Annotated in this window: 13 protein-coding genes and 1 riboswitch; of the genes, 10 read left to right on the top strand and 3 right to left on the bottom strand. The window is 59.3% G+C overall.

Annotated features, from left to right (window positions below):
* Positions 1 to 317: 317 nt before the first annotated feature.
* Positions 318 to 537, top strand: a riboswitch (cobalamin riboswitch).
* Positions 538 to 640: 103 nt separating this feature from the next.
* The 7 genes from cobU to E1297_RS09995 all read left to right on the top strand — a co-directional run bounded on the left by cobU (position 641) and on the right by E1297_RS09995 (position 10037).
* Positions 641 to 1183 carry a bifunctional adenosylcobinamide kinase/adenosylcobinamide-phosphate guanylyltransferase gene (gene cobU, locus E1297_RS10025; protein ID WP_155137453.1) on the top strand — a complete coding sequence of 181 codons (543 nt, stop codon included), beginning with the start codon at positions 641 to 643 and terminating at the stop codon, positions 1181 to 1183.
* The gene (gene cobW, locus E1297_RS10020) at positions 1180 to 2274 is read left to right on the top strand and encodes a cobalamin biosynthesis protein CobW (RefSeq protein ID WP_155137450.1); all 1095 of its coding nucleotides are present in this window, start codon (positions 1180 to 1182) and stop codon (positions 2272 to 2274) included. Before cobU ends, cobW begins: the two co-directional genes overlap by 4 nt.
* A gap of 4 nt (positions 2275 to 2278) precedes the next feature.
* Positions 2279 to 6163, top strand: a complete 3885-nt coding sequence (cobN, locus tag E1297_RS10015; RefSeq protein ID WP_155137447.1) for a cobaltochelatase subunit CobN — start codon at positions 2279 to 2281, stop codon at positions 6161 to 6163.
* A gap of 1 nt (position 6164) precedes the next feature.
* Positions 6165 to 6800, top strand: a complete 636-nt coding sequence (gene cobO, locus E1297_RS10010) for a cob(I)yrinic acid a,c-diamide adenosyltransferase (RefSeq protein WP_155137444.1) — start codon at positions 6165 to 6167, stop codon at positions 6798 to 6800.
* A 236-nt stretch (positions 6801 to 7036) separates the two neighbouring features.
* Positions 7037 to 7504, top strand: coding sequence for a GNAT family N-acetyltransferase (locus tag E1297_RS10005; RefSeq protein WP_155137441.1), 468 nt, complete (start codon positions 7037 to 7039; stop codon positions 7502 to 7504).
* Between the two features lie 13 nt (positions 7505 to 7517).
* Positions 7518 to 8990, top strand: coding sequence for a cobyric acid synthase (locus E1297_RS10000; protein WP_155137438.1), 1473 nt, complete (start codon positions 7518 to 7520; stop codon positions 8988 to 8990).
* Between the two features lie 60 nt (positions 8991 to 9050).
* Positions 9051 to 10037, top strand: a complete 987-nt coding sequence (locus E1297_RS09995; RefSeq protein ID WP_155137435.1) for a DMT family transporter — start codon at positions 9051 to 9053, stop codon at positions 10035 to 10037.
* Positions 10038 to 10046: 9 nt separating this feature from the next.
* Here E1297_RS09995 and cbiB read toward each other — a convergent pair whose 3' ends face one another.
* The gene (gene cbiB / locus E1297_RS09990) at positions 10047 to 11027 is read right to left on the bottom strand and encodes an adenosylcobinamide-phosphate synthase CbiB (RefSeq protein WP_155137432.1); all 981 of its coding nucleotides are present in this window, start codon (positions 11025 to 11027) and stop codon (positions 10047 to 10049) included.
* A 9-nt stretch (positions 11028 to 11036) separates the two neighbouring features.
* Positions 11037 to 12038, bottom strand: a complete 1002-nt coding sequence (gene cobD, locus E1297_RS09985; RefSeq protein WP_155137429.1) for a threonine-phosphate decarboxylase CobD — start codon at positions 12036 to 12038, stop codon at positions 11037 to 11039.
* Positions 12039 to 12315: 277 nt separating this feature from the next.
* On the opposite strand from cobD, the gene E1297_RS09980 reads away from it, so the two are divergent.
* On the top strand, positions 12316 to 13686 hold the full coding sequence (locus E1297_RS09980; protein ID WP_155137426.1) for a calcium-binding protein: 1371 nt from the start codon (positions 12316 to 12318) through the stop codon (positions 13684 to 13686).
* Here the strand turns inward: E1297_RS09980 and E1297_RS09975 are convergent.
* Positions 13647 to 14156 (bottom strand): hypothetical protein, encoded by a 510-nt coding sequence (locus tag E1297_RS09975; RefSeq protein ID WP_155137423.1) that lies wholly within the window; start codon positions 14154 to 14156, stop codon positions 13647 to 13649. The two genes, E1297_RS09980 and E1297_RS09975, sit on opposite strands and share 40 nt — an antisense overlap.
* Before the next feature lie 167 nt (positions 14157 to 14323).
* On the opposite strand from E1297_RS09975, the gene E1297_RS09970 reads away from it, so the two are divergent.
* Positions 14324 to 15064 carry an HNH endonuclease family protein gene (locus E1297_RS09970; RefSeq protein ID WP_209015735.1) on the top strand — a complete coding sequence of 247 codons (741 nt, stop codon included), beginning with the start codon at positions 14324 to 14326 and terminating at the stop codon, positions 15062 to 15064.
* Positions 15065 to 15235: 171 nt separating this feature from the next.
* Positions 15236 to 15991, top strand: a complete 756-nt coding sequence (locus E1297_RS09965; protein WP_155137417.1) for a ZIP family metal transporter — start codon at positions 15236 to 15238, stop codon at positions 15989 to 15991.
* Positions 15992 to 16131: the final 140 nt, after the last annotated feature.

Below are 16131 nucleotides of genomic sequence, written 5' to 3'. Positions count from 1 at the left end.
TACCAACTGAGCTACTGGGGATCACCACTTTTCAAGGCGGCTTGCAACCGCCCCGTCAGTGAGGATGCGTATATCAGAGCCTTTTGCGTTTTGCCAAGCCCCAATTCCAGATTTTTTGACAGCTTTGTGGGTGTCTTGCGCGTTGTGTGGAAAACTAACGTGATATCAGAAGGATAGAGATAGGCTGGCGTTCAGGTTGGCAGCAGTTCCATCCCGGAATGGGCCCTGAACTGATCTGTGATTTTGTGCCGCCGTCCGTGAGTTCGGCTTGTTGCAGTGCAGGGTGAGCTGCGGCTTGTATGCGGGTGCCGGACGATATAGGTGTGGTGTGTCATGGTTTCCGGTGGCGGGTTTGCCGTTGTGCCGGAATGAAACGGGAATCCGGTCCTCAGGCGAACATCGTTCGCCTTTCCAATCCGGAGCTGCCCCCGCAACTGTAGGCGGAGAGCTGGCGCTGACAGCCCACTGGGAAACCGGGAAGGGAGCGTCCGCATCGACCCGCAAGCCAGGAGACCGGCCATGATGCGGATGCGAACCACAAGGCCGTCGGGCGGACGGTGAAAGGTAAGATGATGGCTCTGAAGCGGCGGTGCAGCGACATGCCGGCTGTGTCCGGCACATGTAATGGCAGCTCCGTGCCATGATACAGAATCCGGGAATTCTGGTGGTCGGCGGTGCCCGTTCCGGAAAAAGTCAATTTGCTGAGCGCCTTGCAATAAAGTCCGGCTTGCCGCGTGTCTATGTTGCGACATGCGAGGCGTATGATGATGAGATGCGCGCGCGGATCGACCGGCACCAGCGTGATCGCGATCACTACTGGGACACCATCGAGGAGCAGATTGATCTCGTTGGTGTTCTTGCGCGAGAAGCGGCAGCCGACCGGGTCTTGCTGGTCGACTGTTTGACCCTTTGGCTCTCCAATCTGATGATGCAAGAACGTGATCTTGAGCTCGAAAGCGAACGCCTGTGTGCCGCCGTTGCCGATCTCAAGGGACCGTGTGTGTTTGTCTCCAATGAAGTCGGCATGGGAATTGTGCCGGATAACCGTTTGTCCCGGTCGTTCCGAGACGCGCAAGGGCGGCTCAATCAGGATATCGGCCACATCTGCGGCAAGGTCGTGTTTGTGGCCTCGGGGCAGCCTATTCTTCTTAAACCACGTCAGGGACCGGAAATAATACTATGAAATCTGGACAGAAAATTCCCGCAACCATCGTGACCGGGTTCCTCGGGGCGGGCAAGACCACGCTGATCCGCAATTTGTTGCTAAACGCCAATGGCAAGCGGATTGCGCTTATCGTCAACGAGTTCGGCGACATGGGCTTTGACGGATCTCTGGTCAACGGTTGTGCCGATCCTGACTGTGCGGCGGAGGAGGTTGTGGAACTGACCAATGGCTGCATTTGTTGCACGGTTGCCGATGACTTCCTGCCGACCATGGAAATGCTGCTCGCCCGCGACAACCCGCCGGAACATATTGTCATCGAAACCTCCGGTCTCGCCTTGCCGCAGCCGCTTGTCCGCGCCTTCTCCTGGCCAAGCGTAAAGCCGAAGGTGACAGTCGACGGTGTGGTCACGGTTCTGGATGCTGCGGCCTTGGCCGAGGGCCGGATTGCCCTTGATGAAGAGGCACTGGAGGCGCAGCGAGCCGCCGATGAGGCGCTTGATCACGAAAGCCCGGTAGAAGAGCTCTTCCACGATCAGCTGAAATGTGCCGATCTGGTGGTGCTGAACAAGGCGGACCTTGTCTCCGCAGACCAGCTTGAAGCCGTTCGGGCGCGCATTTCAGAAGATTTGCGCGAAGCGGTTCACATGGTTGCCTCGGAAAAGGGAACGCTGCCGATCGACGTGCTGCTTGGACGCGATTCTGCTGCCGAAGATGATATGGCCGCACGCCATGAACATCATCAACATCATCATGACCACGATGATGACGACCATGATCATGACGGTGATGATGACCATCATCATCACGATCACCACCACCATGATGACTTTGAAAGCTACGTCCTCAGTGTCCCGGGCTTTGACAGTCTGAAGGACGCGGAAGCGCGGGTTCTTGAGGCCATGGCGCTGAAAGGTGTCTTGCGTATCAAGGGAGCTGTCCGGATCGAGGGCAAGGCGGCGCCTGCCATGGTTCAGGCGGTTGGCCCGCGTGTCGAGACATGGTTCGCAGCCGGTGCGGAAAGTGCCGGGCGGCTGGTTGTGATCGGTCTGAAGGGCCTTGATTTCGGAGCGGTTGAAGCCCTTGTGGGTGCGAGCCAAAAAGCCGCCTGACGACATGCATATTCTTGCCAGCCAGACCCGGCGTATAGATGATGGCGGCGACGCGGTCGACCTTGGCCAGTCGCCTGCCGACATTCTGTTTCTCTCCGCAGCCGACACCGAACTGGGCAGCCTTGCGGCGGCCCATGCGGGACTTCACGAGGCGCGCGCCAGCTTGCGTCTTGCCTCCATCATGGCGCTTCAGCATCCCTATTCGGTGGATCTTTATGCCGGGCAAACCGTGGCCGGGTCCAAACTCGCCGTGGTGCGGGTGCTGGGCGGCGTGGAATACTGGCGCTACGGGTTGGAGCGGCTGGAAGAAGAAGCCCGCGCATCCGGTGTCCGGCTGGCGGTTCTGCCTGGCGACGACAAGTGGGACAAGGACCTTGCAAGCCGGTCTACCCTGGGGCAAGCGGATGTGCACCGGCTGTGGCGTTATCTCGCCGAGGGCGGGACGGGAAATTATGCCAATTTCCTGAAATTCTGCGCATATCTGCTGGACCCTGAAGACGAGCCCGCCCATCCGGTGCCCTTGCCGCGGGCCGGGATCTATCTGCCGGGAACGGCAGTGCCGGACCTTGAGGCCCTGAAAGCCTCGTGGCGGGAACCGGACCGGCCGGTCGCGGCGATCACCTTTTACCGGGCGCTGGTTCAAAGCGCGCAGACACCGCCGGTCGATGCGTTGGTCACGGCGCTCGACGAGGCCGGGATCAATGCGCTGCCGGTGTTCGTTTCCAGCCTGAAGGAGGCGGAATCCGCCGGCATTCTGGCCAGCCTGTTTGAGGCGGCAAAGCCGGATGTGGTCATCAACGCGACCGCCTTTGCCGTCTCCAAGGCAGGCGCGGCCCACCAGACAACGCCTCTGGACGCACCGGGCAAGCCGGTCCTGCAGGTGGTGTTTTCATCCTCTTCCCGGGAAGGCTGGGAAGACAGTGATCAAGGCCTGTCGATCCGTGATCTTGCCATGCATGTGGTTCTTCCCGAGATCGATGGCCGGATCCTGAGCCGGGCGGCGTCGTTCAAGGAAGAAGGCACATATGACGAGGCGACCCAGTCGACCCCGGTTCGTTTTGTGCCGGTTCCGGACCGGATCGCATTTGTCGCGCGGCTTGCGGCCGGCTGGGCCCGCTTGGGACATGGGGAAGCGCGTGACAAGAAGGCGGCGCTGATCCTTGCAAACTATCCGAACAAGGACGGGCGGCTGGCCAATGGGGTCGGGCTGGATACGCCAGCCTCTTGTGTTGGATTGTTGCAGGCAATGGCTTCAGCCGGATTTGAGTGCGGTGATGCGCCACGCACTGCCGGCGAGTTGATGGCACGTCTCACCTCGGGTGTTACGAATGCGCTTGAAGAGAGGGTAAAAAGAAAAACATATCAAGAGCTTGATATGTTTTCTTACAAGCGTGCTTTCGAGAGCTTGCCCAAAGCGGTCAGGGAGGCCGTCACAGAGCGTTGGGGCGCGGCGGAGGACGATCCTCATGTGGTTGACGGGGCATTCCGGCTCGCGCTGCACCGGTTCGGCAATCAGGTCGTCGGCATTCAACCGGCGCGCGGCTACAACATTGACCCGAAGGACACCTATCACGATCCGGATCTGGTGCCGCCGCACCACTATTTCGCGTTTTACATCTGGCTGCGGACCACATTCGGTGCCGATGCTGTGATCCATCTCGGAAAGCACGGCAATCTGGAATGGCTGCCCGGAAAGGCACTGGCTCTCTCGGAAGCCTGTTTCCCGGAAGCGGTGCTTGGACCTGTCCCCAACATCTATCCGTTCATTGTCAATGATCCCGGCGAAGGCGCGCAGGCCAAGCGCCGGACGTCGGCCGTGATTGTCGACCATCTGACGCCCCCGTTGACCCGCGCTGAAAGCCATGGGGTGGCGGAAGAGCTCGAAACCCTGCTGGATGAATATTATCTGGCGAGCGGTGTTGATCCACGCCGTTTGAAGGCGCTCACGCGTGACATTCTCGACGTCGCCGCCCGGCACGGTCTCGACAAGGACATCGGCATTACCGCGGAGATGGACGAGGACACCCGTCTTGCGCGTCTCGATGCCCATTTGTGTGATCTCAAGGAGCTGCAAATCCGGGATGGCCTGCATATCCTGGGTGAAAGTCCGGAGGGAGAGCTTTTGACCGACCTTCTGGTGGCACTCACCCGTGTCCCGCGCGGCACGGAGCCAAAAGACGAAAGCCTCTTGCGGGCCCTTGTGCAAGACTTCGGTCTTTCCGAATTTGCCGAAGCGTCATCCCGGCCAGGTGCAACGCCAGCCGGGACCGGAGAGCCCGGGAACAACGGCCAGACCCCGGCTCCCCGATCCGGGACCTCCGCTGATGTTTCGTCCGGGATGACGATGAAGCTGACGTTATTTGATCCGCTCACTTGCGACTTTGCGCAAGACTGGGCCGGACCGAAGCCGGAAGCTTTGAAGGCCGTTTGCGATGCGCCCTGGCGCTCTTGCGGTGACACGGTGGAACGGCTTGAGCTTTTCGCGCGCGAGATCACGAGAACCCTTGAGGTTCGCGAAGGATTTGAGGCGACGGAGGCCGTCCTGCAGGAAATCCGGACGCGGATAGCCCCGTCTGTCACAGGCTCGGGCCTCGCCGAGACGCAAGCCGTGCTTGACGCGCTGGCTGGAAAATTTGTGCCACCGGGGCCGTCCGGGGCGCCGTCTCGCGGCCGTCCGGACGTGTTGCCCACCGGCCGGAACTTCTATTCGGTTGATGTGCGGGCCGTGCCGACGGAAACGGCATGGCGGCTGGGGCGGCAATCTGCGTCCCTGGTGGCCGAGCGCTATTTTCAGGAGGAAGGCGAGTGGCCGGTCTCGCTGGTTTTGACCTGTTGGGGGACGGCCAACATGCGCACCGGCGGTGACGACATTGCGCAGGCTTTGGCCCTGATCGGGGCCAGGCCGGTCTGGGAGGCAGGGTCCGGCCGGGTGACCGGCTTTGAGATCCTGTCTCTGTCCGAGCTGCAGCGTCCCCGCATCGATGTCACCTTGCGGGTTTCCGGCTTCTTCCGGGATGCCTTCCCGCATCAGGTCGACCTGTTCGACAGTGCCGTTCGGGCGGTTTCAAAATTGAACGAACCGGAAGGCGCCAATCCGATAGCGGCGCGTGTCCTGAAAGACCGGCTGAGTTTCGAGGCGCAAGGGGTTGATGCCGATGAGGCATCTTTCCGCGCCGGGTTCCGGGTGTTCGGCTCCAAGCCGGGCGCTTATGGCGCCGGACTGCAAGCGCTGATCGATGAAGGGATCTGGGACGAGCGCAGCGATTTCGCCGACGCCTTTCTGGAGTGGGGCGGCTATGCCTATGGCGGCGGCGCGTCCGGACAGGCTGCCAGGGACGACCTGAAAACCCGGCTGTCATCGGTGGATGCGGTCCTGCACAATCAGGACAATCGCGAGCATGATCTGCTCGACAGCGATGACTACTATCAGTTCGAAGGCGGACTGGCGGCCAGCGTCGAAGCCCTTAAGGGTCAAGCGCCGCGCATCTATCACAATGACCATTCCCGGCCGGAACGACCTGTTGTGCGGAGCCTGTCGGAAGAAATCGGCCGGGTCGTGCGCGGGCGGGCGGCCAATCCGAAATGGATCAGGGGGGTCATGCGTCACGGCTACAAGGGCGCCTTCGAGATTGCGGCAACGCTCGATTATCTGTTTGCCTTTTCAGCCACAACGCGGGCCGTGGGCGACCACCATTTCGATCAGTTGTTCGAGGCCTATCTGGAGAACGCCGAGGTGCGTAGCTTTCTGGAACAGGCCAACCCGGCCGCCTATGCTGACATACTGACCCGTTTCGACGAGGCGATCCGCCGGGATCTGTGGACGCCGCGCCGGAACTCGACACATGCCCATCTGGGTGAACTGAAAACCGCTCTTTCGGGGGGAAACTGACATGACCGACAAGACGACTGCTGAATTGACCGAGGAAGAGCTCAACGCCCGCCACGCCGACAAGATGCGCAAGAAAAAGGCCGCGCGGGACAAGATCATGGCGACCAAGACCATCGAAAAGGGTCTCGTGATCGTCAATACGGGCAAGGGAAAGGGCAAGTCGACCGCCGGCTTCGGTCTCGTCTTCCGCTCACTCGGTCACGGCCACAAGGTCGGCGTGGTTCAGTTCGTCAAGGGCCGGATCGAGACCGGCGAGCGGATGGCGCTTGAGCGGTTTGACGACCTTGTGACCATCAAGCGCATGGGCGAGGGTTTCACTTGGGAAACCCAGGACCGGCAGCGGGATATCGACGCCGCGCGTCAAGCCTGGGAAGCCGCCAAGGACATGATCACCTCCGGCGATTTTCGTCTGGTTCTGTGTGACGAGCTCAATATTGTGCTCCGCTACGACTACCTGCCGATCGAGGAGGTTGTCGATTTCCTGAAAAACGAAAAGCCGGAAGACGTGCATGTTGTCATCACCGGTCGCAATGCCAAGGATGAACTGATCGAGATTGCCGATCTTGTGACCGACATGACCCAAGTCAAGCACCCCTTCCGTTCCGGTGTGAAGCCGCAGGAAGGTGTTGAGTTCTAAAAAATTCGGTGATTATGCTGCGTGATGTCCGGTGGGGGCACTTGTTGCTGTTATCCCGGAAAAGCCGACGGCTTTATCCGGGATCGCAGAGCTCGTGATTTATCCGGACCTGTGGCTCTCCGATCCCGGCTCTGCGCTTTGCATGGCCGGGATGACGTGCGGCTGATAAGTACATTTGAGCCGCCTCGTGCAGACCTGTTTGCCCATGGACGTGACGGGGTACGATCTACCAAAAAATGCCATACCGCATCTCTCCCGCCAGCAGCGCGGACTCTCATGAAATCGCGGCGTTGTTGCGCCGCTCCATCATAAAACTCTGCGTCCCTGATCACGGGGGTGATCCGGAAAAGTATGAGTCCTGGCTTGAAAACAAGACACCGGAAAATGTCGAAAAATGGATCTCGGGTCCGGGGCGGATGTTTGTCGCACAAGATACGGATCGCAGGATCCTGGGTGTTGCCATGGGCAGTCCCGATGGACATGTGCTGTTGAATTATGTTTTGCCGGAAGCCCGCTTCAGTGGTGTCAGCCGGGCCTTGCTGGGAGCGGTTGAGGACTATTTTCGGGATTGTTTTGTGGACGTGTCCTGCCTGAAAAGCACAGGCACCGCAGAGCGGTTTTACCGTGCGCGCGGCTATGTCGAGACCGGCGAAGTTGACGTCCGCAAGGACATGTCCTTCAGGTCTTTCAGGAAAGACCTCTGACATGATACGGGGCATGTCTCGCACACCTGCGGTGATGGTTCAGGGCACCGGCTCGAATGTCGGCAAGAGCCTGATCGTGGCCGGGCTGTGCCGATTGTTGGCCAATCGCGGCATGGCCGTGCGCCCGTTCAAGCCGCAAAACATGTCTAACAACGCGGCGGTGACCGCCGATGGCGGCGAGATCGGCCGGGCGCAGGCGCTGCAGGCGATGGGGTGCCGGGTGCCGTTGTCGGTCCATATGAATCCGGTGCTTTTGAAACCCGAAACCGATACCGGTGCGCAGATCATCGTGCAGGGCAAGCGTTTCGGAACCATGCGCGCCCGCGAATATGGAAAGCAAAAAGCCGAATTGCTTCCAAGAGTTCTGGAGAGTTTTTCAAGACTTGAAGCAGAGTGTGACATCCTTCTGGTGGAAGGGGCAGGCAGTCCGGCGGAGATCAATCTGCGCGCGGGCGACATTGCCAACATGGGCTTTGCCGAAGCGGCTGACCTGCCCGTGATCCTGTGCGGGGATATTGACCGGGGTGGTGTGATTGCGTCGGTCGTCGGCACCCATGCGGTGCTCGAACCTTCCGAGCAGGACCGCATCAAGGGGTTCTTCATCAACCGGTTTCGGGGTGATGTCAGCCTGTTCGACGATGGCATGCGCGAGATCGAGGCGCGGACGGGCTGGGCCGGGCTCGGTGTTATCCCGTGGTTTGCCGATGCCAACAAACTGCCGGCGGAAGATGCGCTGGATCTCAGTCACGGGCAGGGAGACGGCAGCATCAGGATCGCCGTGCCGGTGATATCGCGCATTGCCAATTTCGATGATCTGGACCCGCTGCGGATGGAGCCGGGCGTGACCTTGGAGCTGATCGGCCCCGGGACACCCTTGCCCGGTGATGCGGACATGGTGCTTTTGCCCGGCTCGAAATCGACGATCGGGGATCTGGCCTTTTTCAAGGAACAGGGCTGGGACATCGACCTGAAGGCCCATCACAGGCGGGGTGGGCATATTCTGGGGGTTTGCGGCGGATACCAGATGCTCGGCAAGACGATCTCCGATCCGGACGGCATAGAGGGCACCCCCGGAACGGTCGAGGGGCTGGGCTATCTCGATGTCGATACCGTCCTGACGCCGGACAAGTCCGTGGTGGAGGCGGACGGAACCCACATTCCGACCGGCGCACCGGTGTCGGGTTATGAAATCCACATTGGCCGGACGCACGGCCCGGACAGCGCTAGCCCGCTCATGCACTTGCAGAGCCTGAACAGTCCGGCCCGGCCGGATGGCGCGATTTCGGCAGATGGCCGGGTCTGCGGGACATATCTGCACGGGCTTTTCACCGACGACCGGTTCCGCAAGGCCTTTCTGGCCGGTTTCGGCACGGTGTCCGATCTGGCCTATTCCAGACGCATCGACACGGTTCTGGACGACTTGGCAGCGCATTTGGAGACGGCGTTTGATGTCGAAGCCTTGATGCGGATTGCTGAGAACCGTTGAGGGGGCAAGAATTGGAGAGAGTGGCCTAGGCAACTGCCACTGAAAGATGTAGGCAGCTTTATGGCACTCGAATACTCTTCTACACCGATTTCGCGCCCCGCTCTTGGTATCGGGTTTCTGTTGCTTGGCATTGCAGGCATTTCCGTCAATGACATGCTTATCAAGCATCTGTCTGGAGGCTACCCGCTTCACCAGATGGTGTTTGCCCGTTCCGCGCTTGCACTGTTGGTGACACTGTTTTTCTTCGTGCCTTTCGAAGGAGGCTTTTCGATCCTGAAAAGCAATCGGCCATGGCTGCATGTCCTGCGCGGGGTGCTGATGGTGACCGCGAATATGTGCTTTTTCACCGCCCTTGCCATTGTGCCATTGGCGGAGGCGACCGCGCTTTTCTTCGTTGCCCCGCTGATGATCACCCTTCTGTCGATCCCGCTTCTTGGAGAGAAGGTCGGGCCATGGCGTCTGGCGGCCGTTGGCATCGGATTTTTTGGCGTCATGCTGATGCTCAGGCCCTGGGAGAGCGAGCTGGAAATCGAAGGTGGGCGCTGGGTGTTGCTTTTGCCTGTCATCGGCGCGCTTGCCTATGCACTGGTGCAGATCATGACCCGCAAGCTTGGCGTCACGGCAAAGGCGTCCGCACTTGCGGTCTATTTCCAGTCCACTTTTCTGCTTGTTTCCTTGGTGTTTTTTCTTCTTGCCGGGGATGGGCGGTTTGCAGACGGTTTCGAGAACAGCAGCATGAAATTCCTGTTGCGGGAATGGGTCTGGCCAGCCGGTAGCGATCTCTACCTGTTCCTCGCCCTTGGCGGGTTTTCTGCGATCATCGGCTATGCCATGTCGCAGGCCTACCGTGTTGCGGATGCCGCGACCGTTGCGCCGTTTGAATATGTCGGGCTGCCCTTTGCGGTGATCTGGGGCTGGTTGATCTGGGGAGAGTTGCCTGATGTTGTCGTGTTCAGCGGCATCCTGTTGATTATCGGGGGCGGGCTGGTCGTGTTTTTGCGCGAACGGCACAAGCAGCGACAGCTGTCACGCGCTGCCCGGCGGTGATGCTGATGTTCAAAAAAAGGATGCAATCAGGGCACCGGTCAGCACCAGCAGAGCCTCAACGACGCAGGCGCCTGCAAGAACCTTCAGGCTGCGGGAGATGTCAGCGGCATTCGCGGCCTTTCGGCCGGTGCCGTTCATATACGGGTCGTTGACGGTATAACCCGGATAGACGCGCGGGCCTGCGAGCGCGAGGCCAAGCGCACCGGCCATGGCAGCCTCCGGCCAGCCGGCGTTGGGAGACCGGTGTTGTCCGGCATCCTTGCGCACAGTGGTGAAGGCCAGAAGGGGCGATCCGTTCGCTCGCGGTGCGGCGAGCGCAACAAACAGGGCAGCCAGCCGGGAAGCCGGCAGGTTGACGAGATCATCAAATCGCGCCGAGGCCCAGCCGAAGTCGGCGTGTTTTTCGTTTTTGTGGCCGATCATGCTGTCGGCCGTGTTGATCGCCTTGTAGGCAATCAGCCCGGGAAGGCCGAGTACGGCGAACCAGAAGACAGGCGCGACAACACCGTCGGAAAAATTCTCGGCACAGGATTCAATTGCAGCCCGCGACACGCCTGCCTCGTCCAGTTGCTTGGGATCACGGCCGACGATCATGGCGACCGCCTGCCGTCCGCCTTCAAGGCCGGATTCAGTCAATCCGTCGCGCACTGCTGCCACATGGGTGTAAAGGCTGTTTTGGGCAATGAAGACCGCCGCAATTACAATCGTCAGGATCTCGCCAAAGGGAAGGCGGTTTGCGGCAGCCTGCAAGACGGCGCCGGATGCAAGGCTGCCCGACACCAGAACAATCAGCGTCAAGACGCCTGCCATACGGCGCTTGCCCGGTCCGAACTCCGGGCGGTTCAGCTGCCGGTCCAGGGCCGAGATAACCTTGCCGAACAGAACCACCGGATGCGGAAACCGGCGCCAGAGCCAGGCGGGATCGCCGACAACGGCATCCAAGGCAATTGCGGCCAGCAGCAGCCACAGCGTGTTTTCGTAAAGCAGCATGCAGGCTGGTTAGAGCTCTTTCATCGCCTCTGCAAGGGCAGCTGACAGCCGGTCCAGATTTGCTTGTGATCCCGGCAGGCCGATCCGGATCCAGGTTGGCGCGTAATCGAAGACCCGTGTCCATATCCGGTGGCGAGCGAGTGCTTCGTGCAGGCCCTTGGCGTTGCGGGCGGCTGCAAGGGCATAAAGCGGGGTGCCGCCAAACACACCTAGCCCGGCAACTGAAAGCGCAAGGGTGAGATCTGCCATTTCGTCGGACAACTGGCGCATCATTTTTTCCTGCCAGTCCTTGTTGGAAAGGGCTGCAGTGCCGATGTGAAGCGCCGGGCCACTGACCGCCCAGCTGTCCAGGTGCAAGGCCGCTTGCCGGATTATGTCCTGAGGGCCAGCAAGAAAACCGAGCCGCAGGCCTGCCAGGCCGAAGAATTTTCCGAAAGACCTCAAGACCAGAACCGGTTCGTCTGTCAGATGCGGCAGGATGCTCGCGCCCGGCATGACCTCGGCAAAAGCCTCGTCAAGAACCAGAAAACCACCGCGCTTCCCGAGTGTCCGGGCGATTTCCAGAAGGCTTTTGACATCGACGAGCCGTCCGTCGGGATTGTTCGGATTGACGATCACGACAATGCGGGCGCTGGCGGGCAGGGCGTAAACGCTGGAGACTTCGACCGGTGTCCGCCCGCTCCGCTCCCAGGCCGATTGGTGCGAGGTGTAGGTCGGGACTGCAATGGCGACCTCGCCGTCGGGCAGCAGGCGTGGCAACATGGAAATCAGCGCCTGTGTTCCGGGGGCGGCGGCAACTCCGATGTGATTCGGGATCTGATAGGCAGTTCGTGCCGCGCCAATCAGCCGGTCCAGGTCGCTATGGGCCGGCAACGACGTCCAGGCGCTTTGCGGGACTGGCTGATGCTCCGTAAATCCGTGGGGGTTTATGCCGGTCGAAAGGTCCAGCCAGAGTTCGGGGGTGCCACCATATCTCTCGCAGGCAACGGACAGATCTCCACCATGAAGCATGTGCTGCAAACTCCCATCTTCTCTGCCTGGATGCCGCAGTTTTTCTGCGGTTTCCGAATGCGTGCCCGGACATCCCGGTCCTGTCTAGAAGTTTGGTTCGGCAAAGTACAGCCGATGTCCGACCGGTTATGAAGCGAATCCGACCGGGCTCAAATTTTCTTGAGTTTGTCTACCCCCCAATATTGATTAGTCAAAAATGGTGACGTTTACGTAAAATAGAGTGGCAGGAACATACTAAGAAATGTATCCATAAAAAATACAACCAAGGGAGGATTGGATGTCATTTTTCGAGTACAAGGGTCAGGACGCTTCCACACTGGTCACAAACGCAGTTGCGCTTTCCGCTTATGCTAACGGGACTTATTCGTCGGTCTACGAAGCGGGCGATACATCAATTGTCATCAGCACGGATCAGGTCGTTGGGGGATGGACGATTCTGAGTCCCGATGTGCTGGGATATTCGGGCACTGTTGACGAAAACGGTACCTATTATGGCGAGACAAATGAATTCAAGGACGCTCAGGCCGAGGTTTTCGCCCAATATGACGAAAACGGCAGGGTGATCAGCGTCGCCTTGGCAATTCACGGTACTGATGAATTCGGCGATGTGTTCGATTATCTCGAATTCCTGAAATCCGAGCCCGAATATGTCGAAAAGGCGTTTGAGGATCTGCTGGCATCGCTCAAGGATTTCATGATTGCCAATGACCTGACGGCGGAAGACCTGATCGTGACCGGCCACTCTCTTGGCGGTGGTGCCGTAACAAACATGGCGGAGCGCAGCGACGAGTTTCTCGACGGCTTCTTTGTCGATGCCAACTATGTCGGATTTGCGTCGCACTATACGCCTGACGAAGGTGATAGCGTGCTTGATTCGGGCGCGGAAATTTTCAGCGTCGATTTCGAGAACGATCCGGTTCCCTCAGGCATTGCGGACGGAACGATCCATCCGTTCGGAAATGACACCGACTACGACTACGCGACCAGCAACCTGGTGTTCTACAACGAGTATTACGGCACACCGCTTTATTGGGATGGCGGCAACATCTACAGCCCGTTTGCCTGGGATTCCCATTCCTCTGCCAATTATGCAAAGGCGGTTGACGTCATTTCATCCTCGATTTTCTATGTCGAAATGGAGCGCGACAGCCTCGTGATCGTTTCCGGTCTTGACGAGGATGATGCCGATGATCGTTGGGTCGAGGACGAGTTCATTCCGTTGGACAATACGGGTCATCTTGGTGATGATGCCTTCATCCTAGGGTCTGATGCCGGTGACTGGTTGCGCGGCAACCGGGGGGATGATTCGATTGAAGGCTTCGACGGAAACGACCACATCACGGCCGGCAGGGGTGACGACCGGATCTGCGATGGCGCAGGCAAGGACGAACTGACCGGCGGTGCCGGCAACGACATCTTCATTCTTGTTGCGGACGGCCAGAAGGACACGATCACCGATTTCACCGTTGGTGAGGACAAGATCGATCTCAGCTATGCGGGTGTGACCTCTTTCGACGAGCTGGAGCTTGATGACGGCGGCTGGTTCGACGATTTCGAGATCGCCTATTACGATGACGTGATCGTGCTCGAAGAGGGCTGGTTCGACGGTTACAACGATCTGAGCGCAAACGATTTTATCTTCGCCTGATATGCGATGGTCTTGGAGACGGCGGCGGAAATCCGCCGTCTTCGGATCGTTTTTCGTCGTTTCAGTGTCAGCCAATTCTCTCGGGCTTGTTGCGATCCTTTGAAACAACCTCTGGAAAGTTGACCGGGGAAGTGAATTTCGAGATAAGAACAAAAGAAGAACAAATCAGATGGGCGCCGATACGCTTCATGACCTCCACCCGCCGAACCCGGATGCCTCTCGATTTTGACAGGCAAGAGCTGCTGAAGCAGCTCGGTGAGGCCCGGTGTGCGATGATTCGCGCGCGGCGTGTCATGAGGCCGAAGTCGGGCCTGGCGCGCGCCGCAGACGCCGTGATTGCGGAAATCGATGAATTTGCTCTCGTTTTGACGGGAGACCGGAGCTACTTCCACGCAAATCCTCACGCGGCCTTGCAGCACGAAAAGCGTCGCGATGAGAACCGGTAGGACTGCCGGGATCTGATTCTTCATATTGTCCGGCCCAACTGCGAACAAAATGGGAAGCCTATGACGGTGCCTGTGCATTTCCTGTGACTATCGGCCGTCATTGCGCAAATTGTTTCGCCTGTTAATCAACTTTGAAGATCACGCCGTGAGTACTGGGGCGTCTTGAAACCATGTACTCACGGGAGAGACGTTTGAAACGTTTGCTGCAGGCGGTGCTGGGTGGCTGCGCCCTCGTTTTGGTTCTGGCCGGTTTGGGCCATGCGGAAGTAAAGCTCTCGAAATCCGGTATTTGCCATCCGCCGCAAAGCCCGAGCTACGGGCGGACGACCAGCTTCAAGCCGTTCCCCACTTTGGATGGGTGTCTTCAGGCTGGCGGCCGGTTGCCGAAAAACTGTCCGGACTGCGGCAGTTCTGAGCCGGTCACGGCCAAGGTTCCCGCCGGGGCGGCCGGGCTCGCCTACAACCGTGCGGCTTTCGGGGATTGGGCCGATAGTGATGGCGACTGCCAGAATACGCGCGCGGAGATGCTGGCCTCCCTGTCGACGGGGACGGTTCTTTATTCCGGCAATCGCGAATGCAGGGTGGTGCGCGGACGCTGGCTTGATCCCTATAGCGGCCGCATCTTCGTCAATGCAGCGGATGTCGATGTCGACCACCTTGTGCCGCTGAAATGGGCCTGGAGCCGCGGGGCGCATGACTGGAGCTCTGCAAAGCGCAAAAAATTTGCCAATGATCCGGTCAACCTGTTTGTGGTCGACGCGACAGAAAACCGGTCGAAAGGGGCAAAAGGTCCGGCCCAATGGCTGCCCAGCAACAAGGGCTATCATTGCGAATACATCACGCGTTTCATTCGGGTTGCCAAGACCTACGGCCTTGATCTTTCACGGGATATCACAAGGTTCAATTCCATCCGTGCCGATGTCTGTTCCTGACCTGAAAGGCCTGCCTGAGCAGGCGGCCTGGGTCAGTCAGTTGTAACGGGCTAAACTCTTGCACCGGATTGCCCGGGCGCGCGATGCGCGATATCAAGACAAGGCAGGTCAAAAGGCAAAACGGCAACGCTTGCACAGCCGGTTCGGAAATGTATCGAAAGGACAGGGGGCTTGCTGACATGGATACCCTTGGCTGGCATGACCCTGGCCGTCGTGCTGATTGGTCTGATCGCAGGATTGCCGGCACTGAATGGAAAGGCCTTTTCTGCAGGCGGACGGCTTGCCGGTGTGGGAGAGGCCCTGTCTGTCGGGGTGTTCCTGGGAGCAGGTCTGATCCACCTGCTGGCGGATGCAGCCGCCGACTACCAGACGCAGGGTGTGGATTATCCTTGGCCATTCTTGCTTGCGGGGGTGATGGTATTGGCGCTTGCCTGTCTGGAGCAGTATGGCCGGGCGAGACTGAACGCAAACGGTAACGGCATCGCGTCTATTGCCGTCCTCGCAACTGCGATGCTGACAATTCACTCTTTTCTCGCTGGCGCAGCCTTGTCGGTCAGCAAGACCGGAGGAGTGGCGTTACTGATTTTCTTGGCGATTCTGGCCCATAAATGGGCGGCTGCATTCGCTCTTGCCTTGATGCTGTCCCGCAGCCCCATGTCCATTGCCAGGCGGCACATTTGTTTTCTTGTTTTTGTGGCAGGCGTTCCGGCCGGCGTGATTGCCGGAGCGCTTGTCCGGCAGTCGTCGTCCCGGTTTCCGCTCCTTGAGCCGACGCTATTGGCGTTTGCAGCCGGCACCTTCATCTATCTGGGCACCCTTCACGGTTTGTCGGAGGGTCCCATGGTCCGGACGTGGCGGACCATCGGCAACTTTCTTGCGATTGTTCTCGGGTTCACGATTATGGCTGTCGTGGCCATTTGGGTGTGAACCGTTTGCCGGACGGCTCCCGGCATTGGATGCGGGACGCCTGCGCATTGACGGGCCCCTTGCATAAAATGTCAGATTGCGGGCGGCGTTAATGTACGAGAAGGGGCGGGGGCGGATGAAACAGGCGGTCCGGAAGCTCT

The organism is Roseibium sp. RKSG952 (genome assembly GCF_009711355.1).
Note: the sequence above shows the minus strand (reverse complement) of the source record. Positions and strands in the feature narration are given on the sequence as shown.